The 16,571-nt window shown below is 69.9% G+C and carries 11 protein-coding genes and 1 pseudogene; 3 read left to right on the forward strand and 9 right to left on the reverse strand.

The genetic code is table 11. From position 1 onward, the window contains the following. Nucleotides 1-163 precede the first annotated feature (163 nt). On the reverse strand, nt 164-1,405 hold the full coding sequence (locus tag ACWGKQ_RS01420; protein WP_453289809.1) for a PP2C family protein-serine/threonine phosphatase: 1,242 nt from the start codon (nt 1,403-1,405) through the stop codon (nt 164-166). A gap of 562 nt (nt 1,406-1,967) precedes the next feature. Here ACWGKQ_RS01420 and ACWGKQ_RS01425 point away from each other — a divergent pair. Next, a complete protein-coding gene (locus ACWGKQ_RS01425; protein ID WP_453289810.1) occupies nt 1,968-2,492 on the forward strand; it encodes a DUF5994 family protein in 525 nt (174 codons plus the stop codon). Nucleotides 2,493-2,786: 294 nt separating this feature from the next. Here the strand turns inward: ACWGKQ_RS01425 and ACWGKQ_RS01430 are convergent, their stop codons facing one another. Both ACWGKQ_RS01430 and ACWGKQ_RS01435 read right to left on the reverse strand, forming a co-directional pair. Next, nucleotides 2,787-3,809: an ABC transporter permease gene (locus ACWGKQ_RS01430; RefSeq protein WP_453289811.1), complete on the reverse strand. Its 1,023-nt coding sequence runs from the start codon at nt 3,807-3,809 to the stop codon at nt 2,787-2,789. Nucleotides 3,810-3,849: 40 nt separating this feature from the next. Further along, nucleotides 3,850-4,863, reverse strand: coding sequence for a substrate-binding domain-containing protein (locus ACWGKQ_RS01435; RefSeq protein ID WP_453289812.1), 1,014 nt, complete (start codon nt 4,861-4,863; stop codon nt 3,850-3,852). A gap of 171 nt (nt 4,864-5,034) precedes the next feature. Between ACWGKQ_RS01435 and ACWGKQ_RS01440 the strand changes: the two genes are divergently transcribed. After that, on the forward strand, nt 5,035-5,796 hold the full coding sequence (locus ACWGKQ_RS01440; RefSeq protein ID WP_453289813.1) for an ATP-binding cassette domain-containing protein: 762 nt from the start codon (nt 5,035-5,037) through the stop codon (nt 5,794-5,796). A 142-nt stretch (nt 5,797-5,938) separates the two neighbouring features. On the opposite strand, the gene ACWGKQ_RS01445 is transcribed toward ACWGKQ_RS01440, so the two are convergent. Next, complete coding sequence (locus tag ACWGKQ_RS01445; RefSeq protein ID WP_453289814.1) at nt 5,939-9,340, reverse strand: AfsR/SARP family transcriptional regulator; 3,402 nt, start codon at nt 9,338-9,340, stop codon at nt 5,939-5,941. 20 nt (nt 9,341-9,360) lie between these two features. On the opposite strand from ACWGKQ_RS01445, the gene ACWGKQ_RS01450 reads away from it, so the two are divergent. Next, nucleotides 9,361-9,696 carry a hypothetical protein gene (locus ACWGKQ_RS01450; protein WP_453289815.1) on the forward strand — a complete coding sequence of 112 codons (336 nt, stop codon included), beginning with the start codon at nt 9,361-9,363 and terminating at the stop codon, nt 9,694-9,696. Nucleotides 9,697-9,788: 92 nt separating this feature from the next. On the opposite strand, the gene ACWGKQ_RS01455 is transcribed toward ACWGKQ_RS01450, so the two are convergent. The 5 genes and pseudogenes from ACWGKQ_RS01455 to ACWGKQ_RS01475 form a co-directional block, all read right to left on the reverse strand. After that, nucleotides 9,789-10,427 carry a response regulator gene (locus ACWGKQ_RS01455; RefSeq protein ID WP_453289816.1) on the reverse strand — a complete coding sequence of 213 codons (639 nt, stop codon included), beginning with the start codon at nt 10,425-10,427 and terminating at the stop codon, nt 9,789-9,791. Beyond that, nucleotides 10,424-11,623, reverse strand: a complete 1,200-nt coding sequence (locus ACWGKQ_RS01460; RefSeq protein WP_453289817.1) for a sensor histidine kinase — start codon at nt 11,621-11,623, stop codon at nt 10,424-10,426. The genes ACWGKQ_RS01455 and ACWGKQ_RS01460 overlap by 4 nt, the downstream gene beginning before the upstream one ends. 5 nt (nt 11,624-11,628) lie before the next feature. After that, entirely contained in the window at nt 11,629-13,824 is a 2,196-nt protein-coding gene (locus ACWGKQ_RS01465) for an MMPL family transporter (RefSeq protein ID WP_453289818.1), read from the reverse strand. Between the two features lie 459 nt (nt 13,825-14,283). Continuing rightward, a pseudogene (locus ACWGKQ_RS01470) lies at nt 14,284-14,619 on the reverse strand (Rieske 2Fe-2S domain-containing protein); the annotation flags it as partial. Nucleotides 14,620-14,884: 265 nt separating this feature from the next. Continuing rightward, on the reverse strand, nt 14,885-16,327 hold the full coding sequence (locus ACWGKQ_RS01475) for an aldehyde dehydrogenase (RefSeq protein ID WP_453289819.1): 1,443 nt from the start codon (nt 16,325-16,327) through the stop codon (nt 14,885-14,887). Nucleotides 16,328-16,571 lie beyond the last annotated feature (244 nt).

Consider the following 16,571-nt stretch of genomic DNA (forward strand, 5'->3'; position numbering starts at 1 on the left):
TATGCCAAACGTAACCCACGAACGGCCTCCGACGCCAGCGTCATGCCCCCCCCGGGGGGCGCGAGCGACGGCGCCGTTCTCGACCTCGTGGGCCGCGGCACCTTCGATCCGGCGAGGCGTGGGGCCGCGGCACCCGCCCAGGCCCCGCGCCCTCGTCGCGGGCTCAGTCGAGGGCGGCGAGATGGTCGGCGTCGCCGCCTCGCCACTCGATGAGGAAGATGGTCGCGTCGTCGCTCGTGGTGCCGCCGCGTTCCTGTTTCAGGGCGTGGGAGAGGGCTCGCACCACCGCCCGTACCTCGGTGCGGTCGCGGAGGATCCGGTTGGTCCACTCGACGAGCTGCTCCTCACCGAACTGTTCCCCGCCGGCCTGATGCTCCTCGATCAGGCCGTCGGTGAAGCACAGCAGCCGGTCCCCGGGGCGCAGCATCCGCTCGCTGACCACCGGCTCCTCGCCACCGAAGCCGACCGGCAACGTGGTCGGGCTCTCCAGCCGGTCCACCACCGCGCGGTCCCGGATCAGGAACGGGGCCGGGTGGCCGGCGTTGACCCAGCGCAGCTGTCCCGTGGCGATGTTCAGAACCATCATCTGCGCGGTGACGAAGTGGTCGGGGCCGAACTGCTCGTCGATGGCCCTGTCCATGAACGCGTACACCCGGGACAGATCCGTGTCGGACCGTCGCGTGTGGCGGTAGGCGCCGATGGCCACCGTCGCCATGGTCGCGGCGTCCAGTCCGTGGCCCATCGCGTCGATCATGGCCACGTGCAGGATCTCGCCGTTGAGGGCGTAGTCGAAGCTGTCTCCGGCCACGTCGTAGGCGGGCTCCAGGATTCCGGCCACCTCGACCTGGGGAACGGTCATCGACAGCGGGGGCAGCAACGACCACTGGATCTCCGCGGCCACGCTCATCGGGGCGCTGCGCCGGGCCTGGAAGAACAGGTCGGTGTAGGCGTCCTTGGTGACGATCATGTCCGCGACCAGACCGGCGAGTCTGCGGAGCAGTCGCCGGTCGTCGTCATCGACCCTGTCCAGGGTGACGGCCATCGCCCCGATCTGGTCGCTGCCGTCCAGCAGCGGCAGGTACATCCGCACGCTGCCGTCCTGTGGCACCTCCACCGTTCTGCGGCTCAGGAACGCCTCGCCGGCGGGCGAGTCCTCGACCGACTCCGGGCCGCCGACCCTCAGCCTGCGGCCCGGCAGCGGCACCAGCAGCACCTGTTCGTAGTCCTGAAGGAGGATGGAGACCTCCCGCCCGCCGACCCTGGCCACCTCCTCCGCGACGAGTGGGGCGATCAACTCCGGCGGCATCTCGTGGGCCCGGTCCAGCAGCACACCCAGCAGTCGTTCGCCGAACCCCTCCGACCGGTCCACCCCGATCCCGCCCGGCTTGTGCCCACCGTCCGTCATCGCTGCTTGCTTCCCTTCGTCCCGGGGCGCGATCTGCCTGGGAATCTCATGGGGCGGCCGTGTCCACACGGTGTTCGCAAGCGGCCCGGTGCCCCGGCCTCGTCGAACCGCGGCCCGGCGGTCATCGGCGATCGGCGTGGCACAACGCTGTGGACCGGCCCAGGCTTGCACCGCCGACTGGTCCGACGAGCCGATTACGCCATATGCGGCATGTCGGCCGGCGAGCGAGCCGGGTCCGGGGTACCGGTCTGATCGAACGGGGCCGACGGCGGCCATGGCCTGCTTCCGACGGCGCGCCGGCCGTCATCCAACGACCCCGGCGTATGAACACCGGGGTCGCCCTTCCAGGCCGGTCGCACGTGAGAGTGTGCCGACCCGGTTTCACCCTATGCCTCATGCGCGTTTCGGGCATCAGGGGCTTCGTGCTCCGCTCAAGGGCCTTGTCCGAGGAGTACGGTGGAATCACCGAGGATATTTCGCGCACCGGCCACCACGCTCGTGTCGTTTTCGGCGATCCAATAGGCCGGGCCGACTGCGGTCGGCCCGGGGCAGGGTTCGCGTCATGACTGCGACCATTTCCCTCTCGCCGACACTCGAAGACCGGTTGCCGTCTCCCCCACCCTCTTCGCCCCCTCTCCGCCTGTCGCTGGCTCCCGTCGGTCCCGCACCTGCCCTCCTGGACGGCGCATGGTGGCCCCGCTCCCGTGATCTCGGGGCGGAACTCCCCACCCTGACCGCCGTGCTGGATCCGCTGTGGGGGCGGATCACCCGGGTGACGGTGAATCCCACCCACTGGCCGGTCGTTCCGCGCAAGGTGCCCGTCGCCGGGCATGTGGTGAAGGTGGGCTGGTTCCTGACCGAGCAGGACCCGCACGAGCTCATGCTGCTCTCCTACCGCATGGGCCGCTGGAACCTCCTCGTGGTCCCGCCGCGTACGGACCCCGTCTCGGCCGCCTGGCTGATGACCGCCGCGAGCGACCCGCTGGGTACGTCGACCGCGAGCCGGCTGATGGAGGAGGCGGCGCGGCTGCGGACGGTGTCCGAGACCGACCGGGCGGCCTCGCATCGACCGTTGGACGCAGAGTGACTGAAGCCTTCGCGCTGCGGTCAGGCGTGCACGAAGGCTCCGAGGGCAAAGACAGTCCCCGGTAGTGCTGCGCGTGTCCTGAAGCTTCAGTCGTCACCGTTGCCTCGGTATCGCGCCGGCTTGCCGGGGGCCTGAACCACATCCTGTCCGAGTCACTCCGCCGACCAGACGTCCTCACCGACTTCGTGGCCCTTCCGGTGTTGCGGTCTAGTAATCACTTTCTACCGCAAATGCCAAAAGTCAATACATTTGGGGTAATTTTTTTGGCGGCAGCCCCGCCCGCTGGACGGTCGTTCACCGGTGTCCGCGCGTGCCGCCCCTGCGCAGGATCTTGTCCATGCCGACCGCGACGACGACGAGGGTCCCGGTCGCGATGTCCTGATAGAGGCTGTCGATACCCGCCTGGGTGAGACCGGAGCGCAGCACGTTGACGATGAGTGCCCCGATCAGCGTTCCGACGATGCTTCCCCGGCCGCCGAAGAGGCTGGTCCCGCCGATGACGACGGCGGTGATGCTCTCCAGATTCGCCGTCTGGTACGCGTTGGGGTCGGCGTTGGGGATGCGGCCGAGGGCCTGCCAGGCGGCGATGCCGTAGAGGAGACCGGCGATGACGTAGACCGACAGAACCGTGCGCGGGACGTCGATGCCGGCCAGATGGGAGGACTCGGGCGCGTTGCCGACGGCGTAGATGTGCCTGCCCCAGCCCGTCTTGGTGAGCACGTACCAGAAGAACGCGTACAGACCGAGGAGCAGGAACGTTCCCCAGGTGACGAGTACGCCGCCGAGGTGGACGCCATGTCCCCAGAAGACGAGCAGATCGCTGGTCACCGGATAGCTGCGGGAATCGGAATAGAGCCTGCTCGCGGCGTAGACGACGCTGAGTGCACCGAGGGTGACGATGAAGGGGGGCAGGTCCAGCCGGGCCACGAGCAGGCCGTTGACGGCCCCGAGGAAGGTCGCCACGGCCAGGCCGAACAGCAGCGCCGCCGCGGGGCTGTCCCCGTCGAAGACGAGCTTGGCCATGACGATCGTGCCGAGAACCGCGATGGCCCCGTTCGCCAGGTCGATGCCCGCGGTGAGGATGATCAGGGACTGCCCGAGCGCCAGGGTGCCGATCACAACGGTCTGCTGCAGCACCAGGGAGAGGTTCTCCGGCGTCATGAACGTGTCCGTCGTGAGCGAGAAGACCAGTACGGCGACGGCCAGGGCGGCGAGGGGACCGACCGTCGGCGTGCGCAGGGCGTACCGCAGCGCCTCCCGCAACAGGGCGCCCGGCTCTCTCTCGGCGGCAGTGCTGGTGGTACCGGGAGATCTCATGATCCTTTACTGGTTCCTTCCACCGGTCGGCCCCCGAGGGTCATCCCCAGCAGTGCCGGAGTCCCCAGTCCGTGGTGCGGGACGCCAGTCCCCGCACCGGCTTGTCGGTGATGAGCTGCGTGCCCGTGTCGGTGAAGCCGACCGGTCTCTTCCCGCTCCTGGCGAACTCGGCGACCGCGGCCACTCCCTCGTCGGCCATCCTGACCGGGAACTGCATCACGGTGGCCGCGTACTTGCCGGCTCTGACGGCCCGCACGCCGTCGCATCCGCCGTCGATGGTGCCGATGGTCACCTGCCGGGTGAGGCCGCGGGCGGCGATGGCCGCGGAGGCACCGTCGGCCACCGGTTCGTTGATGGTGTAGGCCGAGTTCACGTGGGTCGTGCGCTGCAGCAGGTTCTCCGTCGCGGTCTGCGCCAGGTTGCGGTCGCCATTGGTGCTCGCCTGCCCGCGGATCGCCGGTGAGTCGTTCCTGATCCCGAAGCCGTCGAGGAACCCGTCGTGGCGCTGCCGGCTGACCGAGGAGCCCTCCGTACCGTCCAGCATGATCAGCTCGGGGGGCCGGCCGACGAGTACGGCCCTGACATACGCGCCCTGGAGGCGTCCGGCCTCGAGGTTGTCGGTCGCGTACGTGGCATCCACGGCGTCCGCGGGGTCCGTGGCGGTGTCCAGCGCGATCACCAGGATGCCCTCCCGCCGGGCTTCCGCGATGGCGCCCAGGATCCCCGTCGTGTTCGACGGCGTGATCAGGATCCCCTGCACATGGCGGGCGATGAGGCTCTCCACCGCGTCGACCTGGCCCTCGTTGTCGCCGTCGAACTTGCCGGCCAGGGCGATGAGCTCGGCGCCGTTCTTCTTCGCCGCCTCCGCGGCGGCCTTGCGCATGGTCACGAAGTACGGGTTGGTGTCGGTCTTGGTCACCAGACCGATCGAGACCTTACGGTGCCCGCCGCCACCCGAGTCGCCCTGACTCCCGCCGCAGCCGACGGCAAGCAGCAACGTGCCCACCAGGAGGAGCGTGACCCCCTGCCGGGGCCGGCGCCTGGAAGCCTCCATGATCCACATAAGCGTGCCCATATTGTTAATAAATATCCCACTACGCCATCATTCCAGTCTTCTCCTCAGCGACCTGTCGGCCGACGGTTTGCACCCGCCCCGAGAGGCGCGAAAGATGATGATTCGACATAGGGAGTCCTCTGCGAGCGGGGCGGAGAGGGTGAGATTCGCGTGACTGAGCCACCCCTGCTGTCACTACACGGAATCTCCAAGCGATTCGGTGCCGTCCAAGCCCTCCAGGATGTGGATCTGGAGCTCCGCAGAGGCGAGGTTGTCGCCCTTCTGGGCGACAACGGTGCCGGCAAGTCCACCCTCATCAAGGTCATCGCGGGTGTCGACCCCGCCGACAAGGGCGTCATCGAGTGGGAGGGCCAGGTCGTCCACATCAGGACCCCTCGGATCGCTCAGCGCCTGGGCATCGCGACCGTGTACCAGAACCTGGCGCTGTGCGACTACCTCGATGTCGCCGAGAACCTCTTCCTCGGACGGGAGCGGCGGTGCCCCGGTGCCCGGGGTCGCCTGTTCCGGTTGATGGACAAGGACGGCATGCGCGGGGAGGCTCGACAGCTGCTCGACGCACTGGGCATCCGTGTTCCCGACGTGCGTGCTCCGGTCGCTTCGCTGTCGGCGGGCCAGCGGCAGACCGTGGCGATCTCCCGCGCGCTTCTCGGCCGGCCGAAGGTGGTCCTCCTCGATGAGCCCACCGCGGCGCTGGGCGTTTCCCAGGCCGGTCATGTCCTCGATCTCGTCGACGAGCTCCGCGAACAGGGCGTCGGGGTGATTCTCATCAGCCACAGTCTGGGAGACGTCAAGGCTGTGGCGGACGAGGCGGCGGTGCTGCGGCTGGGCCGCAACAACGGCCTCTTCCACGTGCCGACCACACCGCAGGAAAGGATCTTCTCCTCCATCGTCGGCGTCACGAGCAACAACTGACCCTGACCGCCTGGCCTCCGCGTGCCACGTTCCACACGGTGAACGTGGCCCTTGCGGCCGACTACGACACCGACACGAGATCCTCGGCGGCCAAGCACCTGCTCCCGCCGGGAAGTCGTGCCCCTGGACGGCCGCCGAGACGTCACCGGTCGAGATCCTGGTACTCCTTCGCGGGCACCCCGATGTCCGAGAAGACCTCCCATGCCTGCCGCCTCATCAGTTCGGCGGCGGCACCGTCGGTCATCCGGTGGGCGTGCGCGAGCGCCATGAGCGTGCGGGCCTCGCCGAGCCGGTGGCCGGTCTCGCGGTGTACGGCCAGGGCCTCCTGGCCCAGCTCGACGGCTGTGGCGTGTGCTCCCTCGGACTCCGCTGTTTCGGACAGTGCTGTCAGGGCCTGGCCCTCCACCACACGGAAGGAGTGGTCGCGTGCCAGGCGCAGTGCCTGTTCGGAATGGGTGCGGGCCTCGCCGTAACGGCCCAGTTGCCTGTGGGTGAGGGAGAGGCTCACGAGGCTGTCCGCCTCGGCGCGTTTGAATCTCGCCTCGCGGGCCAGCGTGAGAGCCTGCTCGTCGGCCTGAAGAGCTTGTTCCGGATGTGCCAGTTTGCGGTGGGCGGCGGCCACCGTGTTGAGGATGCCGGACTGAATCCACTGGCGTCCTGTGTGTCTGACCGTGGCGAAGGCATGCCCGGCCAGTATCAGCGCGTCGCCCTGGCGGCCGAGCTCGATATTGATCTTCGCGATGGCGTCGAGCATCATCGCGCGGCCGGGGCGATAAGGGGCCCTCTTGCCGGCGGCCACCGCGGGGCCGAGGACGTCGAGGCCGTCAGCGAGACGGCCGAGTTCCCAGTAGACCCAGCCCAGAATCTGCAGGGCTCCGTTCTTGTTCGACCAGGCGAGCTCTTCCTCGGCGTTGATGATGCGTTCGAGGTGATCGGCGGCCTCGTGCAGCCGGCCCAGATCCCGGCAGGTCATGGCAAGGCCGACCACCCCGAACCCGTCGAAGTAGCGGTTACCGGCTTCCCGGAAGCCGCGCAGGCCGGCGGTGAAATGCTCGTGCGCACGGTCGAGGCGCGCCATGCTCCATTCCACGAAACCTCTGACGCCGAGGCCGGCTGCCTCGCCCGTCGCCCAACCGAGCTGCCGGCTGATGTCGAGTACGCGTGCGCCGTGATCCATCGCCTGCCTGCCATGCCCCCGGTCCCACTTGATCACTCCAAGGCTCATGTGCATGGCTGCCTGGCCGAACAGGTCGCCTTCGGCCGTGGCCGCGTCCAGCGCCGTCTCCGCCGTGGTCTGCCACGTCGCCCGCGGCAGGTGGTGCCAGAAATGACCGAACAGTGCGTTGGCCAGGTGCCAGGCGACGGGGCGGGGGCCGTGGCGACCGGCATGGTTGATGGCGGCGAGCAGGTTCGCCACCTCCGCCTCCAACCACCGGTCGGATCCGGGGTCCGAGTGCCTGCCCGGGTACCCGCCGGGGCGGAGGTCGGGGGGCAGCTCCGGGAAGAACCAGGTTCCCGCGGCCCGGCGAGTGGCGTTCAGGTACCAGATCATGAGCCGCTCCGACGCGGCGTCGCGGTCCACCGGCGTCTCCTCGATCAGCGCCCGCTCCTGCGCATACTCGCGAAGCAGATCATGGAACCGGTAACGCCCCACCGTCACCGGTTCGATCAGGTGGGCGGCGGCCAGCGCACCGAGCAGACGCCGGGCCTGCGACAGCGGTGCGTCCAGCAGGGCCGCCGCGACCTCGGCGGTGAACTCCGCGCCCGGGCACAGGCCGAGCAGGCGGAACAGCCGGCGCGCGCCTGGTACCAGATCCCGGTACGACACCGAAAAGGCCGTATGCAAGGGCGAGTTCGCCTCGCCTTCCGGCTCCAGCGCCTGCAGCCTGTTGCCCTCGGTCATCTCGGCGACCAGGTCGGCCGCCCGCAGGCCCGGATCGCCCGCCAGCCTGGCGGCGGCCACCCGCAGCGCCAGCGGAAGGCTGCCGCACAGCCGGATCAGTTCGCCGACCGCACGCTCGTCGGCGGCCACCCGGTCCGCGCCGAGGGTTCGACTCAGCAGCGCGCGGGCCTCGTTCGGGTTCAGGAGGTTCAGTGGCAGGGCATGGGCGCCGTCGTGGGCGACGAGGTCGCCGAGGCGATTGCGGCTGGTGACGACGACACAGCAGGTCGGGCTGGACGGCAACAGCGGACGTACCTGCTCGGCCGAGGCCGCGTTGTCCAGCAGGACCAGAATGCGCCGGTCTGCCATCAGGGTCCGGAACAAGCGGCCCTGGGCCTCGTGGTGCGAGGGGATCTCCGACGCCGTGAACCCCAGGCTGCGCAGCAGCAACTCAAGGGCCTCGCCGGGCTGGAGGGGCTGCCGGTCGTGGTCGAAGCCGTGGAGGTTGACGTAGAGCTGGCCGTCCGGGAAGTGGTCGCGGACCTGATGTGCCCAGTGCACGGCCAGCGCGGTCTTGCCGATGCCGGCGGCGCCGCCGATGGCGGAGATGATCACGGTGTTCGCAGTCCCCCGGTCCTGCACGGGCGGAAGCAGGGCATGGAGCCGGGCGAGTTCGCCTGTGCGGCCGACGAAGCCCGGGGCGTCGTGCGGAAGTTCGGCGGGCACGGGGGTCTCGCGCGGCTTGGCGGGCCTGGGCGGGTAGGAAGCCGGCGGGCGTAAGAGGAAGGCGTCGTCCTGGTGCAGCACCGCCTCGTGCACCCGGCGCAGTTCCTCACCGGGATCGGTTCCGAGCTCGTCACGCAGTCGTACGCGTATGTCCTCGTAGGCCTTGAGTGCTTCCGCCTGACGTCCGCAGCCGTACAGAGCCCGCAGGCGCAAGGCCGTCAGCGCTTCGTCGTAGCGGTCAGCCGCCGAAGACGCCGACAGTCCACCGAGGTCGTGGAGGGCCTCGGCGAACCGGCCCAGCAGGACCATGCACTTGAGCCGCTCCAGCCGGAGCGTCCGCCGGCGCTCCTCCAGCCGCTGCCGCTCCTCCTGTGCGAACGGTCCCGGCAGGTTGGCGAGGGGCTCGCCCCGGAACAGCTCGACGGCCGCCGACAACTGCCCCGCCGCCGTGACCAGATCGCCCGACGCGACGGTGCGCAGCGCCTCATCGCTCCGCACGTCCAGATCCGCCGTGTCGAGCCGGATCCCCTCGACGACGAAGCGGTACCAGCCCTTGCCGCTGCGGATCACCGACTCCGCGGGCTGGGTGCCTTCCGGATCAAGGGCCCTGCGTAACGAGTTGACGTGCGTCGGCAGCACCTTGCGGCCGCCTGCGGGCGGCTCCGGCCCCCACACCGCGTCGAGCAGCCGCTCATGACTGACCACGGCCCCTTGGCGCAGCAGCAGCGCGGCCAGTACGGCCTGTCGCTTCAACGGGCCCAGTATCAGGGGCGTTCCGCCCCGCCAGGCCCGTAACGGCCCGAGCACCTCGAACCGAAGCAGCTGAGGAGATCCCCCGTCCACCGCGAAGCCTCCGCTCCCGTAGGTCATCGAAAATTCATCAGCATTGCAGCACCCCCGGTCATGGTGGCGGAGACGACATCGCACAACCCGCACAACCCGAACGGGAGGATCGAGTGATCGAAGTGGAACTGGTGGCCACCGCGTTGGCCACGGGGGCGGCGCCCGGACTCCCCGGCACCTCACGCGGAGTGATCGACGACCTGCACGCCGCGCTGAGAGAGGCAGTCCGCCGACGGTTGGGCGATGGCGGGAACGGCGTGCCGGGCGGCTATGGGGTACGGGTGCTGGACGCGTACGAGACGGACCCCGACGTGTGGTGGACCCGCCTGCTCCAGGTTCTGACGGCCTCCGGAACGGACATGGACGAGGAGATCCTCGCGGCGGCCCGCAACGTGCTCCGCGCGGACCGCCGGACAGGGCACATCACCGTGGCCGCCGCCGGCTCCTGACCCGGGCTTCCGGGCGGAGCTCACACCATCTCGACAGTGGAGAGGCTTGGCGGTTGTGGGAGCTTCCGGTGTCGCTGCGGGCCAAGGCGCTTCTAAGGCCGTCGCAGGAGCCCCCTCTCCATGGCCACCACCACCGCCCTCGTCCGGTCGTTCACATCGAGCTTGGCGAACAGGCGCAGCAGATGCGTCTTCACCGTGGCCTCGGCGATCACGAGGCGTCTGCCGATCTCGGCGTTGGTGAGGCCGTCGGCCACCGCGTCGAGGACGTCGGTCTCGCGGTCGGTCAGCGGGTCCTGGACGGGACGCCGCATCCGCGCCACGAGCTTCTCGGCGACCCGGGGAGCGAGCACCGTCTCGCCGCGTGCCGCCGCGTGGATGGCGTCGACGAGCTGCTCGCGGGTGGTGTCCTTGAGCAGATAGCCGATGGCTCCGGCCTCCACCCCGCGTTCGATGTCCGTGTCGGTGTCGTACGTCGTCAGGATCAGCACCCGGGTACGCGGATACCGGGCGACGATCTCGGTCGTGGTGGCCACCCCGTCGAGCTCGGGCATCCGCAGATCGACCAGGGCGACGTCGGGGTCGTACCGCTCGACGAGTTCGAGCGCCGCGCGTCCGTCGCCCGCCTCGCCGACGATCTCGATGCTGTCCTCGGCCGCGAGCAGGGCGACCACTCCGGCCCGCATCACGGTGTGATCGTCCACCACGACGATGCGCAGACCTCGTTCCCTCATGCCTCCGCCTCACTCGCCGGCGGGATCGTCGCCAGGATCCGTGTACCGTCGCCCACCGAACTCGTCACCGTGAGCCTCCCGCCCAGCTCCGCCAGTCGCTTGCGCATGCCGTCGAGCCCGAAGCCCGCCGACTCCCCCGCCACGAACCCGCTGCCGTCGTCGGTGATCTCCAGCTCCACTCCGTACGGACGCCGGACCAGCACCACCCCCACCGTGGACGCGCGCGCGTGTTTGCGCACGTTGGCCAGGGACTCCTGGGTGCAGCGCAGCAGCGCGATCCGGGTCTGCTGGTCGCACTCCAGGTCCGCCAGGTCGGCGTCCACGGCGAGCCCGGTGTCCTCCGCGAAGCGGTCCAGAGTGCGGCGCAGCGTCTGCGCCACCGTACCGGCCGCCGCCCGGCCCGGACCCGGCTGCCGCGCCGAGCCCACCAACTCCCGGGCCTCGGCGAGGTTTTCACGCGCGGTGGATTCGATCGACCACAGCTGCCGGGCACTGCGCGCCGGATCGTCGGACATGCCCGCCCGTGCCGCCTCCGCGAGGACGATGATCGAAGCGAAGCCCTGGGCGAGCGTGTCGTGGATGTCCCGTGCGATGCGTTCCCGTTCGTCCGCCGCGCCCTGCCGCTGGTGAGCCTCGGACAGCTGCGCCTCCGTCCGCTCCAACTCCTCGATCAGCCGCGCCCGTTCGCTGCTCTGCGCGACGACCGAGTGCGCCCACAGGCCGATCAGCACACCCACCGCGACCACGATCAGGGTGGACACCAGCGTCTCGCCGAAGAACTCCGCCGACCAGCCCTGCCGGACCAGGGCCCCGGTCAGCGTGACTCCGGTGGCCGCTCCGAGGAACCCCATGGAAGTCCTCGGAGTACGCCCGAACATCCAGTAGTGCGGCAGCGTCACCATGAACAGCGCCGCATAGCTGCTGCCCAGATACGCCAGTCCGCCGAGTGCGAGCACCAGCACCGAGAGATAGACCTGCGGACGTACGACGGGGTTCCCCGGGAAGCGGTCGAGAACCGCGTAGCACAGCACCACGCAGCCGAGCAGTGCGAGCGCCTTGTACTTGCTCCCGCCGGACGGAGCCGCCGTCACCAGTCCGACGGCCATCGCACCGAACAGTGCCCAGCACACCGTGTTCCACCGGCGCAGCGACGTGGCCCAGAAGGCGTCGGCCAAGGGGTCGGCGAGAGCGGTCATACCGATCAACGTACGTCGACCACCAGTTCCCCGTCGGCGATTTGAGCCGCCGCCCCCGTGCGCCCTGCCGCCCGCGAGGGCCACCAGCTCGCCTCGCCGAGCAGCAGCATCGCCGACGGCAGGACCATGATCCGGACGATGAAGGCGTCGAGCAGCACGGCCACCGCGAGGACGAAACCGATCTGCTTCATCTCGATGATGTGCAGGAAGACGAAACTCGAGAACACCGTCGTCATCACCACCGCGGCGCTGGTCACCACGCTCGCCGACCTGCGGATTCCCTCCAGCACGGCCTGCCGGGTGGGCACCCCCGCGAGCACGGCCTCCCTGATCCGGCTCACCACGAACACCTGGTAGTCCATCGAGAGCCCGAAGAGGATCACGAAGAGGAACAGGGGTACGCGCGAGCCGATGGAACCGGTGGAGCGGAAGTCCAGCAGCCCTTCGGCCCAGGTCCCCTGGAAGACCAGGACCAGCAGTCCGAGCGCCGCCGCCGCGGACAGCAGATTCAGTACGACACCGATCAGACCCAGCACCACGGAGCGGAACGCGTACGCCGTCATCACGAAGGTGACCAGCAGCAACGCCCCGAGGACCAGGGGGAGTCTGCTGTTCTGGTGAGCGGGATAGTCGGTGTACCGGGCGACGTCCCCGCTCACTCCGGACTCCGCCCCGTCGATCCGCCCGACGGTCGCGGGCAGGTAGTCGTCCCGCAGGTGGTCGAGGGACTCGTACGCCTGCTCGGAGTTGCCCAGGTACGGCACCTTCAGTTCGAGCACACTGATCCGGTGGTCGGCCGACGTCCGGATGCCCGAGGCACCGGCGAACAGCGGGTCGGCGTCGGCGCGCCGGGCCAGCTCGCGCAGCGCCCGGGCGACCTCGGCGGCGCGCGCGGCGTCGGCGCGTACGACGACCTGGTGCGTGACCCGCTGCTCCGGGAACGCCTCGTTGAGCCGGTCGTACACCCGCATGGCGGGGATGGCGCGGGAGTGCGTGTCCCGGCTCATCTCCGTGATCTTCAGGCCTGCCAGCGGGGTCACGAGGGCGAGCAAGGCAAGAACCGAGACGCACAGGGTGGCGAGGGGGTGCCTGCTCGCCGGCCGCAGCAGCGCGGCCCACACCCGGCCGCCGCCGTCGCCCCGGATCGGGCGCGCCGGCTTTCCGTGTTCGGCACGCCGCCGGGCCCTGCGCTCGGCCCGCTGGCCGAGCTTGACCAGCAGCGCCGGCAGCGCCGTCAGGGAGCTGGCCACCGCGACCAGGACGACCACGATGGTGCCGGTGGCGAGCGAGGAGAAGATGACGTCGGAGGCGAGATACAGCGTCGCGGTGGAGGCCACGACCGCGAGTCCGGAGATCACGACCGCCCGCCCCGAGGTCGCCGCGGCCAGCTCCACCAGCGCCTCGGAGCTCAGTCGGCCGGCCGCGCGGGCCCGCTCCTCACGCTCCCGCTTGAGGTAGAAGAGCGTGTAGTCGACGCCGACGGCGAGGCCGATCATCAGGATGACGTTCGTGCCGACCCCGGCGTCCGGGGACAGGTGCGAGGCCACCATCGACAGCCCGACGGCCGCCGCGATCGACGACAGGGCCAGCAGCAGCGGCACCCCCGCCATGGTCACGGACCCGAAGACGACCAGCAGGGTGACCAGGGTGATGGGCAGCGTGATCTCCTCCGACAGCGCCAGGTCGTCGCCGCGCTGCTGGTCGACTCCCTTGCTGATGGAGGGACTCCCGGTCTCCTCCAGCAGCAGCCCGGGATGCGCCTTCCCCACGGCCTCGGTCTGGGCGAGCAGCGCGTCGACCTTGTCCTTCGCGTCACGTTCCTCGCCCTTGAGGGCCACCTCGACCATGAGGATCCGGCGATCCCCGGACAGCAGCGGGTCGGCCACGCCCGCCACCTCGGGCAGCCGCTTCATCCGGGCCGTCAGGTCCTTCGCGGCGGCCTCGGCCGCGGCCTGGTCGAGGTGGCCCGACCTGGCGGAGATCAGCACCTGCTCGGTGGACCTGCGTTCCAGATGGCCCTCGGCGGCCATCGCCTCCGCCCGGCCGGCCTCGCCGACCCGGTAGTCGGCCGTGGTGGCACTGTGCGTGCCGACGGCACTGCCGACCGCCAGGCACAGCACCACGAACACGAGCCAGCCGACGATGGCCCGCCAGGGATGCCGGGCGCTCCAACGCGCCATGCGAACAGTGAGTGATCTCATGCCCAAAAGCCTTGCTGTCCCGGGTAGTTGGCAGACAGAGGCACCCGGTTGAACTTCGCGTCCACCGATCGGTGGACGCGGACCGGGAGAGGCTCCCGCGAGTCGGGTCCCGCGCACGGCGAACCGTCCGGCAGCGCTCTCCGGGGAGCCGCAGGTCAGCGGCGGTGTGCCGGAACATGAGGCAGGCGGAGGGCACGGACACGGGGACTCGGAAGACGCGTGCCATCAGGAGGCCGCTTACGCAGGGCCGCTCTGCGTGCGGGGCAGCACCTTCGGGGACCGTTGCGACCGCACATGGGTTGCCGCGTCCGACGACCTCGCGCGCGGCAGGCCCTGGGTCCGGCCCCAAGGGCGGCGAGACAGGCACGTCGGGGAACGGGACGGTGCCGTGCGGCAGGACGAGGGCGGGACCGGGCTGGCCGGCCCGGGCCACGGCGGCCTGTGGCACTGGAGAAATAGCTAGTCGCTCCCTGTCGGGCCGCTGCTCCGGGTCCCGGCGGGCGAGGTGAGGTCGCGCGACTGCGCGAGGGGAAGGCCGGACGGGTAGAACTGCGCGTACCAGCGACGCAATGCCTTGATGCCCTTTTCGTGCGGCAGCAGGATCGGGTGCGGTCGGTGGATCTTGTGATCCCAGATCCGGAGCTCCTCACGCACCTCGCCCAGGGCTTGCGTTCGGAAGACGACCTTGAGCGCGGGCGTCAGGAACGGGAACCGGGCCGGTTTGCGGATGTAGTACAGCATCCGCATCTCGCTCGTGCGGTCGTCGACGGGGGTGGTGAGGGCGACGGCGGTCAGGCATCGGCCTCCCCCTCCGAGACGGGAAAGGGTCCGTCACGGTCGGCGTAACAGCGGTGCACACCACACTGGCGGTTCCGGCTGTCCGACGCTGTGGAATGGGCTGCGGGGCGGTCGATCTCGGCGTCCGAGTGATGTGGGTGTCGAGGGCCGGTCCCGGTGACGCGTGGTCGCCGGGACCGGCTGCTCGTCCGCTCCGGTCGCGGCGGGCCACGGCCGTCCGGAGCTTCGGATCGACGATGGTCTGTGCATCACCGGTGCCGGGTCAGACGGTGATGGTCTTGTACTCGGTGTAGGTGCCGATGCCGACCGCGCCGTACTCGCGGCCGATGCCGCTGGCCTTGAAGCCGCCGAACGGGCCGTCGAAGGCGACGGAGGCGCAGTTGACCGTGACGGTGCCGGTGCGGACCCGGCCGGCCACCTCCAGGGCGTGGCTCTCGTCCGCGGACCAGACGCCGCCGGAGAGTCCGTACTCGGAGTCGTTGGCGATGCGGACGGCGTCGTCCTCGTCGTCGTAGGCGATGACGACCAGGACCGGTCCGAAGATCTCCTCCTGGGCGATCCGCATGGAGTTGTCGACGTCGGCGAAGACGGTGGGCGTGACGTAGTTGCCCTTCTCCAGGCCCTCGGGGATCTGCGGGCCGCCGGTGACCAGGCGGGCGCCCTCGTCGATACCGAGCTGGATGTAACTGCGCACGCGCTCCTGCTGGTCGGGGCGGATCATCGGGCCGATGAAGGTGTCGGGATCGTTCGGGTCGCCCACCTTCAGCGACTCCACCAGCTCCTTCAGCGCGCTGACGACCTCCTCGTACGTTTCGCGCGGGGCCAGGATGCGGGTCTGCGCGATGCACGACTCGCCGTTGTTGAGCAGGGAGCCGAACTTCAGGCCCGCGACCGCCTTCTGGATGTCGGCGTCCGGCAGGATGATGGCCGCGGACTTGCCCCCCAGCTCCAGACTGACGCGCTTGAGCTGCTCGCCCGCGATCGAGGCGATACGGCGGCCGGCGCCCGTCGAGCCGGTGAAGGCGATCTTGTCGACGTCCTGGTGCGAGACCAGGTACTCGCTGGTCTCGCGGTCGGCGGGCAGGACGCTGATCACGCCCTCGGGCAGGCCCACCCGCTCCAGCAGCTCAGACAGGAAGCCCATGCTCAGCGAGTTCTCCGGGGACACCTTGAGGACCACGGAGTTGCCGGCGACCAGGGCGGGGATGATCTTCGAGGTGGCCGAGGAGAACGGCGAGTTCCACGGGATCACCGCGGCCACGACGCCGACCGCCTCCCGGCGCACCACGCTGCGCACGGGGGAGGCGGGGTCGGAGGGCACCAGGGTCTCCTCCCAGCCGAACTCCTCCGCCGCCTTCAGGTAGGCGTTCGCCTGGCGGGTCAGGCCGGGCTGTCCAGCGCGGGTGAACCATCCGGCCGAGCCGTTCTCCAGCGAGATCAGGTGCGCGATCTTCTCCGCGTTCTCCTCACGCAGCGCGTTGAACCTGCGCAGGACCGCGATCCGCTCCTCGGGCAGGGTCAGCCGCCACTCGCCCGCCTCGAAGGACGCCCGTGCCGCGGCCACCGCGCGATCGATGTCCGCGGGCCGTGCCTGGGCGGCGCGGCCGACCACCGACCGGTCGTGCGGCGAGCCGATGTCGAGCAGTTCCGGGTTGCTCGGCTCGGTCCAGGAACCTCCGATGAAAAGCCGGTCGTAGGTGATCATGCGCGTTCTCTCTTCCTGTGTCGGATCGTTCGGACGTGCCATCCATCTGTCACTTCAATGTAGCACTTACATTCGTTAAATGCACACTGTAGAAGCTGTACAGCTCTGATTCTCCCCAATGTCGATACCGAGACCGTCCGAGGGCGCCCCGCGGAGGGGGCGGCCGGACAGAGCCTGGCACCCGGGAACACGCCGACGGCCGGCGCCCGATGAGGGCGTCGGCCGTTCGAGGGAGCGCTGCCGG

The sequence above is a fragment of the Streptomyces sp. NPDC054770 genome (assembly GCF_053611985.1).

What these genes read in the sequence shown, in the direction of transcription:
- ACWGKQ_RS01455 (WP_453289816.1), bottom strand. Translation starts at nt 10,427, where the DNA reads ATGAGGGAACGAGGTCTGCGCATCGTCGTGGTGGACGATCACACCGTG.
- ACWGKQ_RS01460 (WP_453289817.1), bottom strand. Translation starts at nt 11,623, where the DNA reads ATGACCGCTCTCGCCGACCCCTTGGCCGACGCCTTCTGGGCCACGTCG.
- ACWGKQ_RS01420 (WP_453289809.1), bottom strand. Translation starts at nt 1,405, where the DNA reads ATGACGGACGGTGGGCACAAGCCGGGCGGGATCGGGGTGGACCGGTCG.
- ACWGKQ_RS01475 (WP_453289819.1), bottom strand. Translation starts at nt 16,327, where the DNA reads ATGATCACCTACGACCGGCTTTTCATCGGAGGTTCCTGGACCGAGCCG.
- ACWGKQ_RS01430 (WP_453289811.1), bottom strand. Translation starts at nt 3,809, where the DNA reads ATGAGATCTCCCGGTACCACCAGCACTGCCGCCGAGAGAGAGCCGGGC.
- ACWGKQ_RS01465 (WP_453289818.1), bottom strand. Translation starts at nt 13,824, where the DNA reads ATGAGATCACTCACTGTTCGCATGGCGCGTTGGAGCGCCCGGCATCCC.
- ACWGKQ_RS01425 (WP_453289810.1), top strand. Translation starts at nt 1,968, where the DNA reads ATGACTGCGACCATTTCCCTCTCGCCGACACTCGAAGACCGGTTGCCG.
- ACWGKQ_RS01435 (WP_453289812.1), bottom strand. Translation starts at nt 4,863, where the DNA reads ATGGAGGCTTCCAGGCGCCGGCCCCGGCAGGGGGTCACGCTCCTCCTG.